18 protein-coding genes are annotated in these 18,098 nt (G+C 60.2%); 16 read left to right on the top strand and 2 right to left on the bottom strand.

Features of this window, described 5'->3' with window-relative positions; genetic code table 11:
• The first annotated feature begins 24 nt into the window (after positions 1-24).
• The 10 genes from IHQ71_RS19645 (at position 25) to pal (ending at position 10,534) form a co-directional block, all read left to right on the top strand.
• Complete coding sequence (locus IHQ71_RS19645; protein ID WP_258158125.1) at positions 25-3,426, top strand: hybrid sensor histidine kinase/response regulator; 3,402 nt, start codon at positions 25-27, stop codon at positions 3,424-3,426.
• The gene (locus IHQ71_RS19640; protein WP_258158124.1) at positions 3,423-4,346 is read left to right on the top strand and encodes a response regulator transcription factor; all 924 of its coding nucleotides are present in this window, start codon (positions 3,423-3,425) and stop codon (positions 4,344-4,346) included. The genes IHQ71_RS19645 and IHQ71_RS19640 overlap by 4 nt, the downstream gene beginning before the upstream one ends.
• Positions 4,347-4,431: 85 nt before the next feature.
• Positions 4,432-4,767, top strand: a complete 336-nt coding sequence (locus IHQ71_RS19635; protein WP_258158123.1) for a helix-turn-helix transcriptional regulator — start codon at positions 4,432-4,434, stop codon at positions 4,765-4,767.
• Positions 4,768-4,769: 2 nt separating this feature from the next.
• Positions 4,770-5,264, top strand: coding sequence for an SRPBCC domain-containing protein (locus tag IHQ71_RS19630; protein WP_258158122.1), 495 nt, complete (start codon positions 4,770-4,772; stop codon positions 5,262-5,264).
• Entirely contained in the window at positions 5,261-5,833 is a 573-nt protein-coding gene (locus IHQ71_RS19625; RefSeq protein ID WP_258158121.1) for a dihydrofolate reductase family protein, read from the top strand. Before IHQ71_RS19630 ends, IHQ71_RS19625 begins: the two co-directional genes overlap by 4 nt.
• 300 nt (positions 5,834-6,133) lie before the next feature.
• Positions 6,134-6,853, top strand: coding sequence for a protein TolQ (gene tolQ / locus IHQ71_RS19620; RefSeq protein ID WP_258158120.1), 720 nt, complete (start codon positions 6,134-6,136; stop codon positions 6,851-6,853).
• Positions 6,854-6,865: 12 nt separating this feature from the next.
• Positions 6,866-7,336: a protein TolR gene (tolR, locus tag IHQ71_RS19615; protein ID WP_258158119.1), complete on the top strand. Its 471-nt coding sequence runs from the start codon at positions 6,866-6,868 to the stop codon at positions 7,334-7,336.
• A 10-nt stretch (positions 7,337-7,346) separates the two neighbouring features.
• Positions 7,347-8,468 (top strand): hypothetical protein, encoded by a 1,122-nt coding sequence (locus IHQ71_RS19610; RefSeq protein WP_258158118.1) that lies wholly within the window; start codon positions 7,347-7,349, stop codon positions 8,466-8,468.
• Positions 8,469-8,554: 86 nt separating this feature from the next.
• On the top strand, positions 8,555-9,847 hold the full coding sequence (gene tolB, locus IHQ71_RS19605; protein ID WP_374989885.1) for a Tol-Pal system beta propeller repeat protein TolB: 1,293 nt from the start codon (positions 8,555-8,557) through the stop codon (positions 9,845-9,847).
• A 153-nt stretch (positions 9,848-10,000) separates the two neighbouring features.
• Entirely contained in the window at positions 10,001-10,534 is a 534-nt protein-coding gene (pal, locus tag IHQ71_RS19600; protein WP_258158116.1) for a peptidoglycan-associated lipoprotein Pal, read from the top strand.
• Positions 10,535-10,656: 122 nt separating this feature from the next.
• Here the strand turns inward: pal and IHQ71_RS19595 are convergent, their stop codons facing one another.
• Together IHQ71_RS19595 and IHQ71_RS19590 are read right to left on the bottom strand one after the other, a co-directional pair.
• Complete coding sequence (locus IHQ71_RS19595) at positions 10,657-10,857, bottom strand: type II toxin-antitoxin system RelE/ParE family toxin (RefSeq protein WP_258158115.1); 201 nt, start codon at positions 10,855-10,857, stop codon at positions 10,657-10,659.
• 3 nt (positions 10,858-10,860) lie between these two features.
• Complete coding sequence (locus tag IHQ71_RS19590) at positions 10,861-11,127, bottom strand: type II toxin-antitoxin system ParD family antitoxin (RefSeq protein WP_258158114.1); 267 nt, start codon at positions 11,125-11,127, stop codon at positions 10,861-10,863.
• A gap of 161 nt (positions 11,128-11,288) precedes the next feature.
• Between IHQ71_RS19590 and IHQ71_RS19585 the strand changes: the two genes are divergently transcribed.
• The 6 genes from IHQ71_RS19585 to glmM all read left to right on the top strand — a co-directional run bounded on the left by IHQ71_RS19585 (position 11,289) and on the right by glmM (position 18,076).
• Positions 11,289-11,780, top strand: a complete 492-nt coding sequence (locus tag IHQ71_RS19585) for a GNAT family N-acetyltransferase (RefSeq protein WP_374989884.1) — start codon at positions 11,289-11,291, stop codon at positions 11,778-11,780.
• A gap of 7 nt (positions 11,781-11,787) precedes the next feature.
• Positions 11,788-12,045, top strand: coding sequence for an addiction module antidote protein (locus IHQ71_RS19580; RefSeq protein ID WP_258158112.1), 258 nt, complete (start codon positions 11,788-11,790; stop codon positions 12,043-12,045).
• Between the two features lie 187 nt (positions 12,046-12,232).
• Positions 12,233-13,186, top strand: a complete 954-nt coding sequence (gene ybgF / locus IHQ71_RS19575) for a tol-pal system protein YbgF (RefSeq protein WP_258158111.1) — start codon at positions 12,233-12,235, stop codon at positions 13,184-13,186.
• Positions 13,183-14,496, top strand: coding sequence for a tRNA lysidine(34) synthetase TilS (tilS, locus tag IHQ71_RS19570; RefSeq protein ID WP_258158110.1), 1,314 nt, complete (start codon positions 13,183-13,185; stop codon positions 14,494-14,496). The genes ybgF and tilS overlap by 4 nt, the downstream gene beginning before the upstream one ends.
• Before the next feature lie 115 nt (positions 14,497-14,611).
• Entirely contained in the window at positions 14,612-16,555 is a 1,944-nt protein-coding gene (gene ftsH / locus IHQ71_RS19565; RefSeq protein WP_258158109.1) for an ATP-dependent zinc metalloprotease FtsH, read from the top strand.
• Between the two features lie 168 nt (positions 16,556-16,723).
• Complete coding sequence (glmM, locus tag IHQ71_RS19560) at positions 16,724-18,076, top strand: phosphoglucosamine mutase (RefSeq protein WP_258158108.1); 1,353 nt, start codon at positions 16,724-16,726, stop codon at positions 18,074-18,076.
• Positions 18,077-18,098: the final 22 nt, after the last annotated feature.

Below are 18,098 nucleotides of genomic sequence, written 5' to 3'. Positions count from 1 at the left end.
GCCTCAGAAATAGGCAATGATGCCGTGCGGACGACGCATCAGACGGCGCGCCAACGTATCATTCCCGTTCGCCGCGACTATAACCGCTGGGTCGCCAATCAGACCCTTGAGGATTACGCGCTGCGTTTCACCGCCAAGAGCGCCCGGCAATATTCGCCGTCGCGGATTTCCCAGACTGCCATTGGTGCGATCTCCTTCCTGGCGCTGGAAGCCGTGGGCGGTGCCATCACGCTGTCCTACGGCACGACCAATGCGATCTTCGCGATCATCGTAGCATCGGTTCTGTTGCTGCTGATCGGCATCCCGATCAGCCGGTATGCGATCCGGCACGGTGTCGATATCGACCTGCTGACGCGCGGCGCGGGCTTCGGTTATATCGGCTCGACGGTCACGTCGCTGATCTATGCCAGCTTCACCTTCATCCTGTTTGCCATCGAAGCCTCGATTATGACGGGCGCGCTGGAGCTCGTCTTCGGCATCCCGCTCTGGCTCGGCTACATCATCTCGGCGCTCGCGGTGATCCCACTGGTCACCCACGGCGTGCGGATGATCTCGCGGTTCCAACTGCTCACCCAGCCGGTGTGGATCGTGCTCAATATCCTGCCCTTTATCTTCATCGCCATGTCGGACTGGCAGAAGTTCGATATCTGGCTGGGTTTTGCGGGCAGGGGGCATGAATCGGGGGAGATCGGCACCATCGCGCCGTTCGATCTTGCGATGTTCGGGGCGGCGTCGGCGGTCATACTGTCGCTGATGGCGCAGATCGGCGAACAGGTCGACTTCCTCCGCTTCCTGCCGGCGGATCACAAGCCGCCATCGATCGTCCAGCGGGTCATGCGGTTCCTGGCAGGACCCGGCTGGGTCGTCGTGGGCGCGCCGAAGCTTCTTGCGGGCTCGTTTCTCGTCGTGCTGGCGCTGAGTTCGGGCATTCCCGCCAGCCAAGCGGCCGATCCGGCGCATATGTATGTCACCGCCTTCGGCTACATGGTGCCGAACCACACGCTTGCCCTGATCCTGACAGCGGCCTTCGTCGTGGTCTCGCAGCTCAAGATCAATGTGATGAACGCTTATGCCGGCTCACTCGCCTGGTCGAATTTCTTCTCGCGGCTGACGCATAGTCATCCCGGCCGCGTGGTCTGGCTGTTCTTCAATGTCGCCATCGCGCTGCTCTTGATGGAACTCGGCATCTACAAACTGCTCGAGGAAACGCTCGGTGTCTTCTCGATCATCTCGGCGGCCTGGCTCTGCTCGATTTCGGCCGATCTCTTCATCAACAAGCCACTGGGCCTGTCTCCGCCCGGAATCGAGTTCAAGCGGGCACATCTCTACGACATCAATCCGGTGGGCGTAGGCAGCATGACCATCACGGTGGCTATCGCGCTGGCCGCGCATTTTGGCCTGTTCGGCGCCTATGTCGGCTCGCTCGCCATCTACATCACGCCTGTCGTGGCGTTCATCTCGGTGCCGGCAATCGCCTGGGCGACGAAGGGCAAATACTATCTGGCCCGCAAGCCGCGCCACCAGTGGAAGAACCTTGCCACGATCACCTGCTCGATCTGCGAGCATCCGTTCGAGCCGGAGGACATGGCGTGGTGCCCGGCCTATGCCGCCCCGATCTGTTCGCTCTGCTGCTCGCTCGACAGCCGTTGCCACGACCTCTGTAAGCCCAAGGCCCGGCTGCAATACCAGGCTACTGAAGTGGCACGCGCCATTTTACCCGATTCAGTTGTCGAGAAGCTCGGAACGCGCCTTGGCCGCTACTCGATGACCACGATCCTGGCGCTGACGTTGATCGGCGCCGTGCTTTGGATCATTGCCGAGCGCGCAGGCAGCGTGCTGCCCGAGGCGTCGGGCGTGGTCAATGCGACGGTGTGGATCGTCTTCCTGGTCTTCGCGATCCTGACCGGCATCGCCACATGGTTCTTTGTGCTCGCGCATGACAGCCGGGTGGTGGCGGAGGAGGAATCCTCGCGCCAGAACACGCTGCTGCTCAAGGAAATCGCCGCCCACAAGAAGACAGACGCGGCGCTCCAATATGCCAAGGAGACCGCCGAATCCGCCAACCGCGCCAAGAGCCGCTATGTCGTCGGCCTCACGCATGAGCTCCGCACGCCGCTCAATGCCGTGCTCGGCTATGCCCAGCTTCTCGAACGCGACGAGTCGATTCCCGATGCCAAGCGTTCGGCGATCAAGGTGATCAAGCGCAGCGCCGATCACCTCTCGGGCCTCATCGATGGCCTGCTCGACATTTCCAAGATCGAGGCCGGCCGGCTGCAGGTCTATTCCAACGAGATCAACATTCGCGATTTCCTCGATCAGGTCACCGGCATGATGCGGCCGCAGGCCGAGGCCAAAGGCCTGGTCTTCAACATGACGATCGACGACAAGCTGCCGCAATATGTGCGAACCGACGAAAAGCGGCTCAGGCAGATCCTCGTCAACCTGCTCTCCAATGCCGTCAAATATACCAGCGACGGTTCGGTGTCGCTCGATCTCGCCTATCGCGGACAGGTCGCCACGCTGACCGTTGCCGATACCGGCCCAGGCATTTCGGAGAGCGACCTGCCGGTGATTTTCGAGCCGTTCCAGCGCGGTACTGGTGATCAGGCCAAGCTCGCGCCCGGCCTCGGGCTTGGGCTGACAATCACGAGGCTGCTCACTCAGACGCTTGGCGGCGAGATCACAGTCGAAAGCGAACATGGCCACGGCACGAAATTCAAGGTGCGGCTGATGCTCTATGGTCTCAACAAACCGAGCGCGCCGGCGCCCGATCGCAAGATTCTCACCTATACCGGGCCGCGCCGGACGATCATGGTCGTTGACGACAATGAGGAACATCGCGAGCTGATGCGCGAGGCGCTGGTGCCGCTCGATTTTGTCGTGCTGACCGCGATCTCGGGTCCGGATTGCCTGATGCTGATCGAGGCCGCCCGGCCGGATATCTTCCTCGTCGACATTTCCATGCCCGGTATGAACGGCTGGGAACTCGCGGCGAGGCTGCGAGCAGGTGGGTTCGGCGCGCCGGTCATCATGTTGTCGGCCAATATCGGCGATGGGGCGGCGGGCACGCTGCCCGGCAGCGACCATAGCGATACGCTCGCCAAGCCGGTGGATTTCCGCCAGTTGCACGACAAGCTCGCGACCTGGATGGGGCTCGAATGGGTTTACGCCACGATTCCCGTGGCCGTGATCAACGGACATCACGAGCCGACTTTCCGCAGCCCGGGACCCGACCATGTGCAGGAACTCATCCGGCTCGGCGAGATCGGTTATGTCCGCGGCATCGAGGCAAAGCTGAATGACCTTGCAAAGCATGGCGATAACCGGCATTTCGCGGAGGTCATGACCGCACATATCAAGGCCTTCAACATCGATGCCTATCTCGCCGATCTCCGCAAGCTCGAACGCGAGGAGGCGGGGCCATGAATGCCGTGGAAAGCCCGCGCGACATCGTGCTTCTGGTCGATGACAGCCCGGAATCGCTGAGCTTCCTCACCGAGGCGCTGGAGGAATCCGGATATTCGGTGCTGATCGCCACGTCTGGCGCCTCGGCTCTTTCGATCGCCGACCGCATCACGCCCGATCTCATCCTGCTTGATGCGGTCATGCCCGGAATGGATGGATTCGAGACGTGCCAGCGGCTGAAATCGCATGCCGCCGCCGCGCAAGTGCCGGTGATTTTCATGACCGGCCTCACCGAGACCGAGCATGTGGTTCGGGCGCTCGGGGCAGGGGGCGTCGATTATCTCACCAAGCCAATCAATGTCGATGAATTGCGCGCCCGCATCCGCGTCCATCTTGCCAATGCGCGTTCCGCCCAGAGTGCCCGCGTGGCGCTCGACGCCGCCGGCAGGCATCTGCTGGCGGTGCGCGGCAACGGCAGGATCCTATGGTCGACGCCGCAAGCGATCAGGCTGGTCAACGCCGCCACCGGTAGCGACGACGGCATCGATCTGGTCGCTGCGCGCATCCTCACCTGGATGGAAGAGCGCCGGCAGGTCGGCACAAACAAGGATCCCGGCTTCGTCATGGAAACCGGCGGCGAGGCCTCGCTGGCGCTCTCATTCCTCGGATCAATCGGCCAGGACGAGCATCTCTTCCGTCTGACCGGCCAGACGCAGGGCAGCGACAACGAGCGTCTTAAGCAGCACTTCGCGCTCACCGCGCGGGAATCCGAAGTGCTGGCCTGGATCGCCAAGGGCAAATCCAATCGCGACATCGGTGAAATCCTCGGGCTGTCGGCACGTACCGTCAACAAGCATCTCGAGCAGATCTATGTGAAGCTCGGCGTCGAGAACCGCGCCTCGGCGGCGGTAAAAGCCGCCAACATCCTCATGCAAAGCTGATTTGGTGACCGGAAAAATTCTGGTTGACGCGCTCTGATCGCCATTATATAGATAAATAGCAATATAGCTATATGGAAATATGAAAATGCAGACCGCCGCTCAACTCGATCTCGTTTTCGGAGCGCTCGCCGATCCCACCCGGCGCGCCATCCTTGCTCGCCTCGCCGATGGCGAGGCCACGGTCAACGAACTGGTCGAGCCGTTCAAGCTCGCCCAGCCGACGATCACCAAGCATATCAAAGTGCTGGAAAGTGCCGGGCTAGTGTCGCGCGGTCGGGAGGCGCAATTCCGGCCGGTGAGGATCAATGCCGCGCCTCTCAAGCAAGCATCGCAATGGCTTGGAAACTACAAGCGCTGCTGGGAGGAAAGCCTCGACCAGCTCGATACCTACGTCAAGGAACTGATTGAAAAGGGAGAATGACCATGGACGCCAGGAGCCAGACAACCGAATCCGTCGCCGATCGCGAACTCGTTATCACGCGCATGTTCGATGCGCCCGCGCGGCTGCTTTTCCTCGCCTATTGCAGGCCGGAGCACATGATGAAATGGTTCGGCCCCAAGGGCTGGCCGCTGACCAAATGCGAGATGGATTTCCGCGTCGGAGGCGAGTTCCATTTCCAGATGACCGGCCCCGAAGGCGAGGAGGGACCGCCCTTCGGCGGCAAGTACCTCGAAATCGTGTCCGACAAGCTGATCCGTTACGACAACGGCTTCGAGAGCCCGAATGCCGGCCGCATGATCGTCACCGTCACCTTCGATGAATCCGGCGGCCGCACGATGCTCACCATCCATACGCTGTTCGATACGATCAAGATGAAGAACTTGCACGTGAATGGCGGCTTCGTCGAAGGCAGCAATTCCGCCGTCGATAACCTTGTCGAGCTGATCGAGGACCTCAAGGCGTGGGAATCAAAATGAGAAAGCTGGTTGTTGCACCGCTCGTCACTCTCGACGGTGTCATGGAAGCGCCGGGCGGCGAGCCCGGCCATCCTCACACCGGCTGGGCCGCGCCGTTCATCGGCGATGATGAGTTCCAGATGAAAATAGACGAGGCGCGTGAGGCAAGCGCGCTTCTCCTCGGACGTGTCACCTATGAATCCTTCGCCGGAGGCTTCGCGCAAGGCACCGATCCCTTGTCGCTGCGGCTGTCGGAGATGCCGAAGCATGTCTTCTCGCGCACGCTGAAGTCGCTCGAATGGAACAATTCGTCGTTGCTTTCGGGCGAGTTCGTCGAGGAGGTGAAGGTGCTCAAGCAAGGCGATGGCGGGCCGATCCTCGTGCCGGGCAGCCATTCGCTCGTACATCAACTCTTCGAGCATAACCTGATCGACGAAGTCAGAATGCTCGTCTTCCCGGTCGCGGTCGGCAGTGGTTTCCGCTTCTTCCCCGACACTCCGGTTAAGACCGATTTCAAGCTTGCGCAGCAAAGGTTGTTTGCGTCTGGCGTGATCATGCAAATCTGGCGGCCGGTGAGCCGGAGCAAATAAATAGAATCGATTCTCTTTGGCGGCGCCGGCTGTTTCCCACAGCCTGCGCCGCATCGTCGCGCCGTTCAACCAGTCGCCTGATAACCTTCTTTTAACTATAATGGAGTCTTACTGACTTCAGTTAAATTTGTGCATCGCACGCCTTCCTTTGACCAAATTTGGCGTAAAGAAGGCTGGGATGCAGATAGGGCGATGCCAAAGGCTGCAAAACCAGCCGATTAGCGATGGATAGACGTGAATGGCCGCCTGGCTGGGAATTCTCTCATGGCCGGGCGTCTCGATTCGGGGATTTGAAAACATATGGAAACCGCACCTCTGGCAGCCGTACACGCAGATGTAAGCTTGTGGGCGCTCTTCATGCAGGCAAGCTGGGTCGTCAAGCTCGTGATGATCGGCCTCCTCGGCGCTTCGGTCTGGACCTGGGCAATGGTCGTCGACAAGCTGGTCAACTACAATAGGGCCCGCCGCCAGTTCGACAGCTTCGAGCAGGTCTTCTGGTCCGGCCAATCGCTGGAAGAGCTTTACCGGACTTTGTCGGAACGTCAGACGTCCGGGATGGCCACGATATTCGTGTCCGCCATGCGTGAATGGAAGAAGAGCTTCGAACGCGGCGCGCGCTCACCCATCGGGCTGCAGATGCGCATCGATCGCGCCATGGACGTCACGCTCTCGCGTGAAACCGAAACGCTTGAAGCCCGGCTTTCCTCGCTTGCGACCATAGGCTCGGCCGCGCCCTTCGTCGGTCTGTTCGGTACAGTCGTCGGCATCATGACCTCGTTCCAGGGCATCGCGGCTTCGAAATCCACTAATCTCGCCGTTGTCGCACCGGGTATCGCCGAAGCGCTGCTCGCCACCGCGATCGGCCTCGTTGCCGCTATCCCGGCGGTTATCGCCTACAACAAGTTCTCGGGCGACGCCAACAAGCTGGTGGCGCGCATGGAAGCCTTCGCGGACGAGTTCTCCGCCATCCTGTCGCGCCAGATCGACGAGCGGCTGCAGCCGCGCGCCGCGGCGCAGTAAGGGAGTCTTCCTATGGCAATGTCGGCTGGAGCGCAGACAGGTGGATCAGGCGGCCGAGGCCGCCGCCGTGGCAGTGGTGGCCGCAAGGCACCGATGAGCGAAATCAACGTGACACCGATGGTCGACGTCATGCTGGTGCTGCTGATCATCTTCATGGTCGCGGCGCCGCTGATGACGACGGGCGTGCCGATCGACCTGCCGGAAACGCAGGCAAAGGAAATGAATTCGGACACAAAGCCGATCACGATCTCGATTGACAAGGACGGCCAGATCTTCTTCGGCGATGAAACCGAAGTCCCGATCGCGATCGACGAAGTCGTGCCGAAATTGCAGGCGATTGCCAAGACCGGCGCCGAAGAGCGCATCTTCGTACGCGGCGATGGTGGCACCCAATATGGCGCGATCATGGGTGTCATGGGCCGCATCCAGGCCGCCGGTTACAAGAATATCGGTCTTGTGACGCAGCCGGAAACGCCGAAGTAGCAGGACGACGATGAAGGCCAGCCTCATCACATCTGTCGGTTTGCACGCGCTTCTCGCGGCATGGCTGCTGTTTTCATTTTCGCCGGCACCTCTCGAGGTGACGATGTCCGAAGCGATGCCGGTTGACCTGGTGCCGATCGAGGATGTGGCACAGCTCCAAGAGGGTGACAAGGAGGCTCCGAAGAAGGAAACGTCGGCCTCCGCCAAGACAAAGCGCGATGATGTCAAGGAAAACGCCGAGAATACCGGCGACAACGATTTCGACCTGAAGGCCGTGCCGACTCCGGCCGAGAAGCCGTCCAACGTGCAGGAAGCCGGCGCGGAGAAGGCATCAGAGAAGGTCATTCCCGATCAGAAGATTACCCAGGCGGAAAATGTCGAGGATATCCTGAGGGAAGACACCGCCATCGAGCCGACACAGGAAAAGGTCGCTGCGATCGAGCAGCCCAAGGTCGATGTCAAGCCGGAGGTTAAGCCGGTCGAAGAGGTCAAACAGGAAGAGCCTGTCGAGCAGGCGGTCGAGGAGCCGATCCCGGACAATGTCCCGGTCCCCGTGATGCGGCCAAAGGTCGAGCCGAAGAAGGTCGAGGAAAAGAAGGTAGAGCCGAAAGAGGTGAAGGTCGCCGAGGCGAAACCCGAAAAGCAGCCGGATCGCAAGAAATCCGACAAGAACACGAAATCGGCCAAATCCACGACCACCAAGGAAACCGACTTCAACACCGACGAGATCGCGCAGGAACTGAGCAAGGTCGACAGCAAGGCAGGAGGCACCAAGCGCAGCAAGCAGGAAGCATCGCTTGGCGCCAAGAAGGCGACAGGCGGCGAAAAGCTTTCTCAAGATGAGAATGCCGCGCTGATGGGTCTCATCGAAAAGAACTGGACCGTGATGCCGGGCCAAGTGTCTTCGAGCGATGTCAAAATCGTGGTTCGGTTCGAACTCGATGAGAACGGCGAGGTTATTGGCGAACCCGAAATCACAAGTTCCGGCGGCGATGGCTCATCGCTGAGCGCGCTTGAGGGTGGTGCCAAGCGCGCGGTCATGAAGTCCGCGCCGTTCGATATACTGCCCAAGGAAAAGTACGAGACCTGGAAAGTCGTCGAGCTCAGCTTCTACCCGAGCGAATTGATGTGACGCGAACGGCAATCGGCGGAAAGCGTTTCCGCGCCGCAAACCATAATACATGGCTGAAAGGCTTATATAGGATGATGAAACACCAGATGATCAAAGCTCTCCTCGTTATCGCTGGGCTGCTCGCACTCTGTGCGATGCCGGCACAGGCGGAGGTCAAGCTCGATATCCGCAAGGGTACCGTTGAACCCATGCCGATTGCCATCACCGACATGATTTCCAACGATGAACTTGGGGTTCAGATCAGCGACGTGATCGCTGCGGACCTAAAGCGCTCTGGCTTTTTCGCTCCCATCAGCAAGCAAGCCTTCATCCAGAAGATCACCAATCCCGATGCTGCTCCCCGTTTCCAGGATTGGCAGACCATCAGTGCCCAGGCCATGGTCTCGGGCCGCGTGACCAAGGAAGCCGATGGCCGCCTGCGCGCCGAGTTCCGGCTGTGGGATGTCTATGGCGGCACGCAGCTGATCGGCCAGCAGTTCTATACCCGGCCGGAGAACTGGCGCCGCGTCGCGCACATCATCGCCGATGCCGTCTATGAGAAGCTGACCGGCGAGAAGGGCTATTTCGACACCCGCATCGTCTTCGTCTCGGAGACCGGCCCGAAGACCGCCCGCGTTCGCCAGCTCGCGATCATGGATCAGGATGGCGCCAACATGCGGATCCTGACCAAGTCCAAGTCCATCGTGCTGACCCCGCGCTTCTCGCCGAACCAGCAGGAAGTCACCTACATGTCCTTCGAGGGCGAACAGCCGAAGGTCTACCTGCTGCAGCTCGAAACCGGGCAGCGCGAAGTGGTCGGCAATTTCCCTGGCATGACGTTTTCGCCGCGCTTTTCGCCGGATGGCTCGCGGGTCATCATGAGCCTGCAGGAAAAGGGCAATGCCAATATCTTCACCATGGACCTGCGTTCGCGCACCACGACGCGCCTGACCTCGACGGCAGCGATCGATACCGGCCCGTCCTATTCGCCTGACGGACAGAAGATCGTTTTCGAAAGCGATCGCGGCGGACGACAGCAACTCTATGTGATGAATGCCGACGGCTCGGGCCAGAACCGCATCTCGTTCGGTGACGGCGCCTATTCGACGCCGGTGTGGTCGCCCAAGGGTGACCTGATCGCCTTCACCAAGCAGTCTGGCGGCAAGTTCTCGATCGGTGTCATGCGTCCCGACGGTCAGGGCGAGCGTATCCTGACTACCGGCTTTCATAACGAGGGCCCGACCTGGGCGCCGAATGGGCGTGTGCTGATGTTCTTCCGGCAGGGTGCCGGTGCCGGTGGCCCGACGCTCTTTTCGATCGACCTGTCGGGCTACAACGAGTTGCGCGTGCCGACCCCGGCTTTCGCATCCGATCCGGCATGGTCGCCGCTCCTCGAGTGAGCGCATTCATGAGGAGAATGCCGGCGGCTGTTTCATTAGGATTTTATGAAATAGGCGCCAATTTCCGGTTTGTTAACCACGATCGTTGAAACGAGGTTAACCCCACCGGGTTAGAGTCTGGAAACCGTGATTATTAAGACTTAGGAGCAGGCCATGAGCCATTCTGAAACATACAAACCCGGCAAGATGGCGACGCTCGCACGCAATCCATTCGTCATCGCCCTTGTCTGCGGCATAGCACTTGCAAGCTGCGCCAAGAAGAACAAGCTCAACAGTGCCGACGATCTCGGCCTGAACACGCAGAATTCGGCGACGCCGGGCTCGCAGCAGGACTTCACCGTCAATGTCGGCGATCGCATCTTCTTCGATACGGATTCGACCTCGATCCGTGCCGACGCCCAGCAGACGCTGCGCAAGCAGGCACAGTGGCTGAACCAGTATTCGAGCTATCGCATCGTGGTCGAAGGCCATGCCGACGAACGCGGCACCCGCGAATACAATCTTGCACTCGGTGCGCGCCGCGCCGAAGCCACGCGCGACTACCTCGTCGCCCAGGGCGTCGATGGCGGCCGCATGAAGACGATCTCCTACGGCAAGGAACAGCCGGTCGCGGTCTGCGACGACATTTCCTGCTGGTCGCAGAACCGCCGCGCGGTGACAGCCCTCAAGGGCGGCCCGAACGGCTGATAAGGTTCGGGCAACCGGTAATATTGGATACGAATCCGCCCGCAGCCAAGCTGCGGGCGGTTTTCGTTTTGCACGGGGCAGCGTTACAGTCGCTCTTCGAGAAGTTCCTGCGTAATGTTTTGTCAGCCAATGATCCGTAGTCCGGGGATTTTGCCCTCGCGAACAGTTCCGCGTTCAGGGAAGGTCGTCAGGCTTTCGATAAAATCGATGAGGCCGCCGACATAGTCGCCGGCGACTCCAATCCCGGCTTGAAGCGCGATATGCTCATAGAGCTTGTCAAGTTCCGCCTCGGCTTTCCCGTGGTAGCCGATTTGGTACGCCATGCTCTACTTGAATTCTGTTGAACGGGCTTGATGCTTTGCCTCAAAGCGTGCGCGAACGGTTGCCGCCGGAATCGCTTGAGATGGGTCTTTCAGAAGCTCATCGTACCGGGCAGGGATTTCTTCTCGCAGCCACTTTTCCCGCGCATCTTCGAAGTCTTCCAGCATCCGTAGGCCCGCCCGCACAACCTCGCTCGCGTTGTTATAGCGGCCGGAATCCAGTTGGCTTTTGATGAACTCCTCATAGTGAGGACCGAGGGCGACGTTGGGCATAAGGTTCGCCTTTCCTTTTGGAAGCAGTATGACCTTGCTCGTTCTTAGCAATAAATGTCAAAGATAGCCATAGATCCCGGCCGCGCGTTTAGCGATCATATCCAAATCTAGATGAGGTGATTTCCGTGGGATCGACAGACGGGATTGTTCTACGGCGATATGTGACGGCCGATCTCGATGGCGTCATCGAGGTCTTCCAGCGGGCGATCCGCGAGGTCGCCAGCCGCGATTATGATCCGGCGCAAGTGGCGGCATGGTCGAAGGTCGATCGCGACGATTGGGAGCCCTGGCGGCTCACGCGGCCTACCTGGGTTGCCGTTCTGGACGAGGAGATCATCGGCTTCAGCGATCTGGAAGCGGACGGCCATCTGGACATGATGTTCGTGCATCCGGCCCACCAAGGCATTGGCGTGGCCTCCATGTTATTGACGGCCGTCGAAGACGCTGCCAGGCAGCAGGGCCTCTCCCGCATTTTCACCGAGGCAAGCATTACGGCGCGGCCTTTCTTCGAGAAGCGGGGATTTGTCGTTGATGCGCAGCAGCAGGTGACCAAGGAAGACGAGACGTTCATTAATTTCCGCATGCATAAATTTCTTCATCTGGCGGCAAGTCATGACAAACGCGAGCAAACCTCTGGATTTCGGCTTTCGTGACGAGCTGTTGCGCGATCCCGAGCACGCGGCCTTTTATCTGGAACAGATTCTGGAAAGCGGAAATATGGAACTCTTTCAGGAGGCGCTTCGCAATGTTGCCAAAGCTCAGGAAGGTGGCGTCTCGGCTGTCGCGAAGAGAGCCAATGTGAACCGGGAAAATCTCTATGATGCGCTTTCCCAGAGCGGCAAGCCGCAGATGGAAACGATAACCAAGACGCTTTCGGCGCTGGGTCTGCGATTTTCCATCACACCGGCTCACAGATAGAGTATTAAGTAGTTATCCGCGTTGCACAGCGTGGTCTTGTGGCGTTCGCTATATGGACGCGATGGTTTTCTGCCCTTTGTCTCCATACTTCCGCCTGACTCCGTTGCTTTTTTGTCCCGGAATTGAAACAACTCCAGTTGTTCGCGCTGCTTCGCGCGGAATACCGAAACACTAGGATCGAGGACATATGAGGAAGAAGCTTCTGGCCGGCATGCTCGCCATCGCGGCCACGGCATTTTTTGCGATCGCCCCGCTCTCCGCTTCCGCACAGGGTGTGGATGCCGAGCTCAGGGTGCAGCAACTGGAGGAACAGCTCAGGCAGTTGAACGGCCGGGTCGAGGAGATGAGTTTCCAGATCCTGCAGATGCAGGAAACGCTCCGCAAGGCTCAGGAAGACAATGAGTTCCGATTCCAGGAGCTCGAAGGCGGCAAGACCAACAAGAAGAGTTCGCTCGAAAAGCCCGCCAATGAGGACACAGCAGCAAACACTTCCGGCGATCAAACGCCGGAAGTGACCCGGCAGGATGACACGGCGGCACTCGACCAGCCGATGGACAGTTCCGGCAATACGCTGGACGACACCGGCACGCCGCCGATCGATCTCGGCAAGCTGAAGGTGGATGAGGGCGGCAATGTGCTCGGCGCCGAGGAAGCCGATCCCAACGCGGTCGCCACCCAGGACCTGCCACCGCCGGATACGAGCACTGTGGACACGAGCACGGCGGACCAGACCGCCTCGCTCGACAAGGACAACAGTTCCGACGGCGACCAGTACCAGTCGGCCTACGAGCAGGTTCTGTCAGGCGACTACGCCTCGGCGGAATCGGGATTTGCCGATTTCATCGCCACGCACCCCGACAGCAAGAAGATCGCTGACGCGAATTTCTGGCTCGGCGAAGCGCAATATTCGCAGGGCAAGTTCAACGAATCCGCTAAGACTTTTCTCAATGCCTACAAGACTTACGGCAAGTCGGAAAAGGCGCCCGAAATGCTCCTGAAGCTCGCCATGTCGCTGGCGGCGCTCGACAGCAAGGACACAGCCTGCGCGACGCTGCGCGAAGTCGCCAAGGCCTATCCGAAGGCCTCGCGCTCGATCATCACCAAGGTTGCCAGCGAACAGAAGCGGCTTTCCTGCGGATGATCTCCGAGCCGCAGGGCCATGCTCCGCATCTCGCGTCGAGCCGGACCCAGCCTGAAGCGGCGGCATTCCATTTCCTCAAGCGACTGAAGCTGCCTTGCCGGCTGCTCGTCGCCTATTCCGGTGGCGGCGATTCGACCGGGCTATTGGTCGCGCTCGCCGCGTTGCGTGCGGATTTTCCCGGCATTGCGATCATGGCCGCGACGGTCGATCATGGCCTGCGCCCCGGCTCTGCCGATGAGGCGCTGAAAGCGGGAGAGCTTTGCGCCGCGCTCGATATCCCGCATACGGTGCTGACATGGCCGGGCGACAAGCCGAAGACCGGCATCCAGGCCGCGGCCCGGTCGGCACGCTATCGGCTGCTTACTGAGCACGCGATTCATAACAAGATCGACCTCATCTTGACGGCCCATAATCTGGAAGACCAGAGGGAAACGCTTGCCATGCGGCGCACCCGTAGCCCCGACGCCATGGGCGGTATTTCGGACGCGGTGCTGGTGGAGCGGGCGGTGTGGGTCGTTCGGCCTTTCCTCGATGTCGGTCGCGAAGAAATTCGGGCCTATCTGAGGCGCAAGGGCATCGGCTGGATCGAGGATCCCAGCAATGACAATCCGGCCTTCGAGCGTGTAAGGGTCAGGCAGGACTTGGCGACCGCGACCCCGGAGCCAGACTCCCGCGCCGATGTCGGTTCGATCTCGCACGAAGCCGCCGAATTTATCCACTCAGCGGTGCAGCTCCATCCGGGGCATGTCGCGGAGGTCGATCTGGAACGTCTGTCGCCGGCCGATCCGGCACACCGTCTCGCCATGCTCTCGCTTGTGGCGTTTCTCGGCGGGCGCGATCACCTTGCAGGCAAGGAGACGGCAGGGCGCGTCTTCGATTTCCTGGCGCGCGGCGAAGGGATGCGGCTTGCGGCCGAGCGGGTGATTCAGGACAGGCGTGGCCGGTCGCTTTTCATCGGCCGAGAGGCGAGGGGTCTGCAGCAAGTGACGATCGCGCCGGGCGAGGCGGCCTATTGGGACAATCGCTTTCACATCAGCAATCGCGGCAAGGCCGTTGCGCAGATCGCTGCAGGCGATCTGGAGACCTATCCGATCATTGATTCGCCGCAAGCCGACCGCCTGCCCAAAAGTGTCTATCACCGCGCGAGGATCACGATTCCCCGGCTGATCTCGGGTGATCCCGGAGCAATGCGCGTTCGCACCATCATTCCACAGTGCGAACATTTCCTGCCGTCGGGCAGGTTGGAACTCGCCAATAGTCTTGCTTTTGTGGCCGGTTTGGAACACTTTCCTTCACTATCTCTTGGTTGACGGCGCGTTTTCCACGCATCTCGGCTTGGCAAGGCCGGTATGCATGCCTATGTTACACCTTGAAAAGGCCTGCTTCTCGGTTTAACCCGGCGGCCCAATAGTTCCGGTGAGGGAAATGAACCCCAATTTCAGAAATATCGCCCTTTGGGCCATCATCGCTGTCTTGCTGGTAGCGCTTTTCAGCATGTTCCAAAGCCAGGGCGATCGCGTTAATTCCAGCGAAATTCCCTATTCCGATTTCATCAAGGCAGTTGACGGCGGACGCGTCCGGCAGGTCGAGTTTACGGGCAACCGCGCACGCGGCGTCTATGCCGACACGAACTCCGTGTTCCAGACCTATGCACCGCAGGTCGATGACGGCCTGATGAACAAGCTGCAAAGCAAGAACGTCACGGTGACCGTGCGTCCCGAGGCCGATTCTTCTTCGGGCCTGTTCGGCTTCCTGATCAATCTCCTGCCGATCCTGCTGATCATCGGCGTCTGGCTCTTCCTGATGCGGCAGATGCAGGGCGGTTCGCGCGGCGCGATGGGCTTTGGCAAGTCCAAGGCCAAGCTGCTGACCGAAGCGCATGGCCGTGTCACATTTGACGATGTCGCGGGTATCGACGAGGCTAAGCAGGACCTCGAGGAAGTCGTGGAATTCCTTCGCGATCCGCAGAAGTTTCAACGCCTCGGCGGTCGTATTCCGCGCGGCGTACTTCTCGTCGGCCCTCCGGGCACCGGCAAGACGCTGACGGCGCGCGCCGTCGCTGGCGAGGCCAATGTGCCCTTCTTCACCATATCCGGTTCCGACTTCGTCGAAATGTTCGTCGGCGTGGGCGCGTCCCGCGTCCGTGACATGTTCGATCAGGCCAAGAAGAACGCACCCTGCATCATCTTCATCGACGAAATCGACGCGGTCGGCCGTCATCGCGGCGCCGGTCTCGGCGGTGGCAATGACGAGCGCGAACAGACGCTCAACCAGTTGCTGGTCGAGATGGACGGTTTCGAGCAGAATGAAGGCATCATCATCATTGCCGCCACCAACCGGCCTGATGTACTCGACCCGGCGCTTCTGCGTCCCGGCCGTTTCGATCGTCAGATCACGGTTCCGAATCCCGATGTCATCGGCCGCGAGAAGATTCTCAAGGTTCATGTGCGCAACGTGCCCATGGCTCCGAATGTCGATCTCAAGGTGCTGGCCCGCGGCACCCCCGGATTTTCCGGCGCCGATCTGATGAACCTCGTCAATGAGGCTGCATTGCTTGCCGCACGGCGCAACAAGCGCGTCGTTACCCAGAGCGAGTTCGAGGACGCCAAGGACAAGGTCATGATGGGCGCCGAGCGCAGGTCGATGGCCATGACCCAGGAAGAAAAGCGCAACACCGCCTATCATGAGGCCGGTCATGCGATCATCGCGCTGAAACTCGCCGGAACCATCGACCCGATCCACAAGGCGACGATCATCCCGCGCGGCCGTGCGCTGGGCATGGTCATGACCCTGCCGGAAAACGATCGCTACAACTGGACTTATGAGAAGGCCGTTTCGCGCCTGACCATGTTGTTCGGCGGCCGTGAAGCGGAGATCCTGACTTTCGGCCAGGAAAAGGTGACCACTGGCGCATCCGGCGATATCCAGATGGCGACTTCGCTTGCCCGCTCCATGGTGATGGAATGGGGCATGAGCGAAAAGCTTGGCCGCGTGCGTTACCGTTCCAACGAGCAGGAAGTGTTCCTTGGCCATTCGGTCAGCCAGTCCACCAACATATCGGACGAGACCGCCAAGATCATCGATGAGGAAGTTCGCCGCCTGATTGAACAGGGTGAGCAGTCCGCACGGAACATCATCCAGGAGAACCGGGAGCAGTTCATCGCGGTTGCCGAGGCTCTGCTCGAATTCGAGACATTGACCGGTGACGAATTGCGTGAACTGATGAACGGCAAGCCTCCGTCACGCGACCCCTTCGACGACACGACGCCTTCCCATCGCCATTCGTCGGTGCCGACCACCGGCAACAAGAAGGATGGTTCGCATGGCAAGGAAGAGCCTGAAGGCGGTTTCGAGCCTCAGCCTCAATAATCGGCCGACATGCATGAAAATCAGGCCTGGGCTCGCCCCGGGCCTTTTTCACGTTAACGCTATGTGTTGACGCTTTGCCCAATTTGATGTGGCAAAATTCGTGGGATATGGCATTCAGGTTGATCAAGAATGGGCTTGCATGCCCCCAAGGACCGAGCGGGTGGAAACATGAAAAGACGGTATTTCGGCACGGATGGCATTCGCGGCCAATCCAACAAGTTCCCGATGACGCCGGATCTGGCCATGCGGGTCGGTATCGCGGCCGGCACGATCTTCCGGCGCGGCGGCCATCGCCATCGCGTGGTGATCGGCAAGGACACGCGGCTCTCCGGTTACATGCTGGAAAACGCGCTCGTCGCGGGCTTCACCGCCGCCGGCGTCGATGCCTTCGTGCTCGGCCCTATCCCGACGCCGGCCGTGGCCATGCTCACCCGTTCGCTTCGTTGCGATATCGGCGTGATGATCTCCGCCTCGCACAATCCCTACCAGGACAACGGCATCAAGCTCTTCGGCCCGGATGGCTACAAGCTCTCGGATGAAATCGAGTCTCAGATCGAGGCCATGGTCGATCAAGACATAACTGCGCAGCTCGCCAAGTCCGATGCCATCGGCCGCGCCAAGCGCATCGACGGCGTGCACGATCGTTATATCGAATTCGCCAAGCGGACGCTGCCGCGCGATGTCACGCTGCACGGTCTGAGGGTCGTCATCGATTGCGCCAACGGTGCTGCCTACAAGGTTGCCCCCGCCGTACTATGGGAACTCGGCGCCGAAGTCGTGGCGATCGGGACCGAGCCGAACGGCACCAACATCAATCTCAATTGCGGCTCCATGCATCCGGAATCGCTGATCGCCAAGGTGCACGAAGTGCGCGCCGATATCGGCATCGCTCTCGATGGCGATGCCGACCGGGTGATCATCGTCGACGAGAAGGGAAATATCGTCGACGGCGACCAGCTGATGGCACTGATCGGCGAGACCTGGGCCAATGATGGCACGCTGCGCGGGCAGGGCATCGTCGCGACCATCATGTCCAATCTTGGCCTTGAACGCTTCATGGCCGAGCGCGGCATGACGCTGGCGCGTACATCGGTCGGCGACCGCTACGTGGTCGAACATATGCGGAGACACGACTTCAATGTCGGTGGCGAGCAATCCGGCCATATCGTACTGTCCGATTTCGGCACGACGGGCGACGGCCTCGTCGCGGCACTCCAGGTGCTCGCTGCTGTCAAGCGCCTGGGCAAGACGGTGAGCGAGGTCTGCCACCGTTTCGAGCCGGTGCCGCAGCTTCTGAAGAATGTCCGCTTCTCTGGCGGCAAGCCGTTGGAAGATAAGCAGGTCAAGAGCGCGATTGCCGACGCCGAAAGCCAGCTTTCCAATCGTGGCCGCCTCGTCATCCGGCCTTCCGGCACCGAGCCGCTGATCCGCGTCATGGCGGAAGGCGACGATCCCGGCCAGCTCGAACGAATCGTCGATGGCCTGATCGATCTCATCGGCAAGGTGAAGTCGGCGGCCTGAGGACGACCGGAACTGGTCTTTC

Origin of the sequence: Rhizobium sp. TH2, from assembly GCF_024707525.1 — a bacterium.
GTDB lineage: Bacteria > Pseudomonadota > Alphaproteobacteria > Rhizobiales > Rhizobiaceae > Rhizobium_E.
Note: the sequence above shows the minus strand (reverse complement) of the source record. Positions and strands in the feature narration are given on the sequence as shown.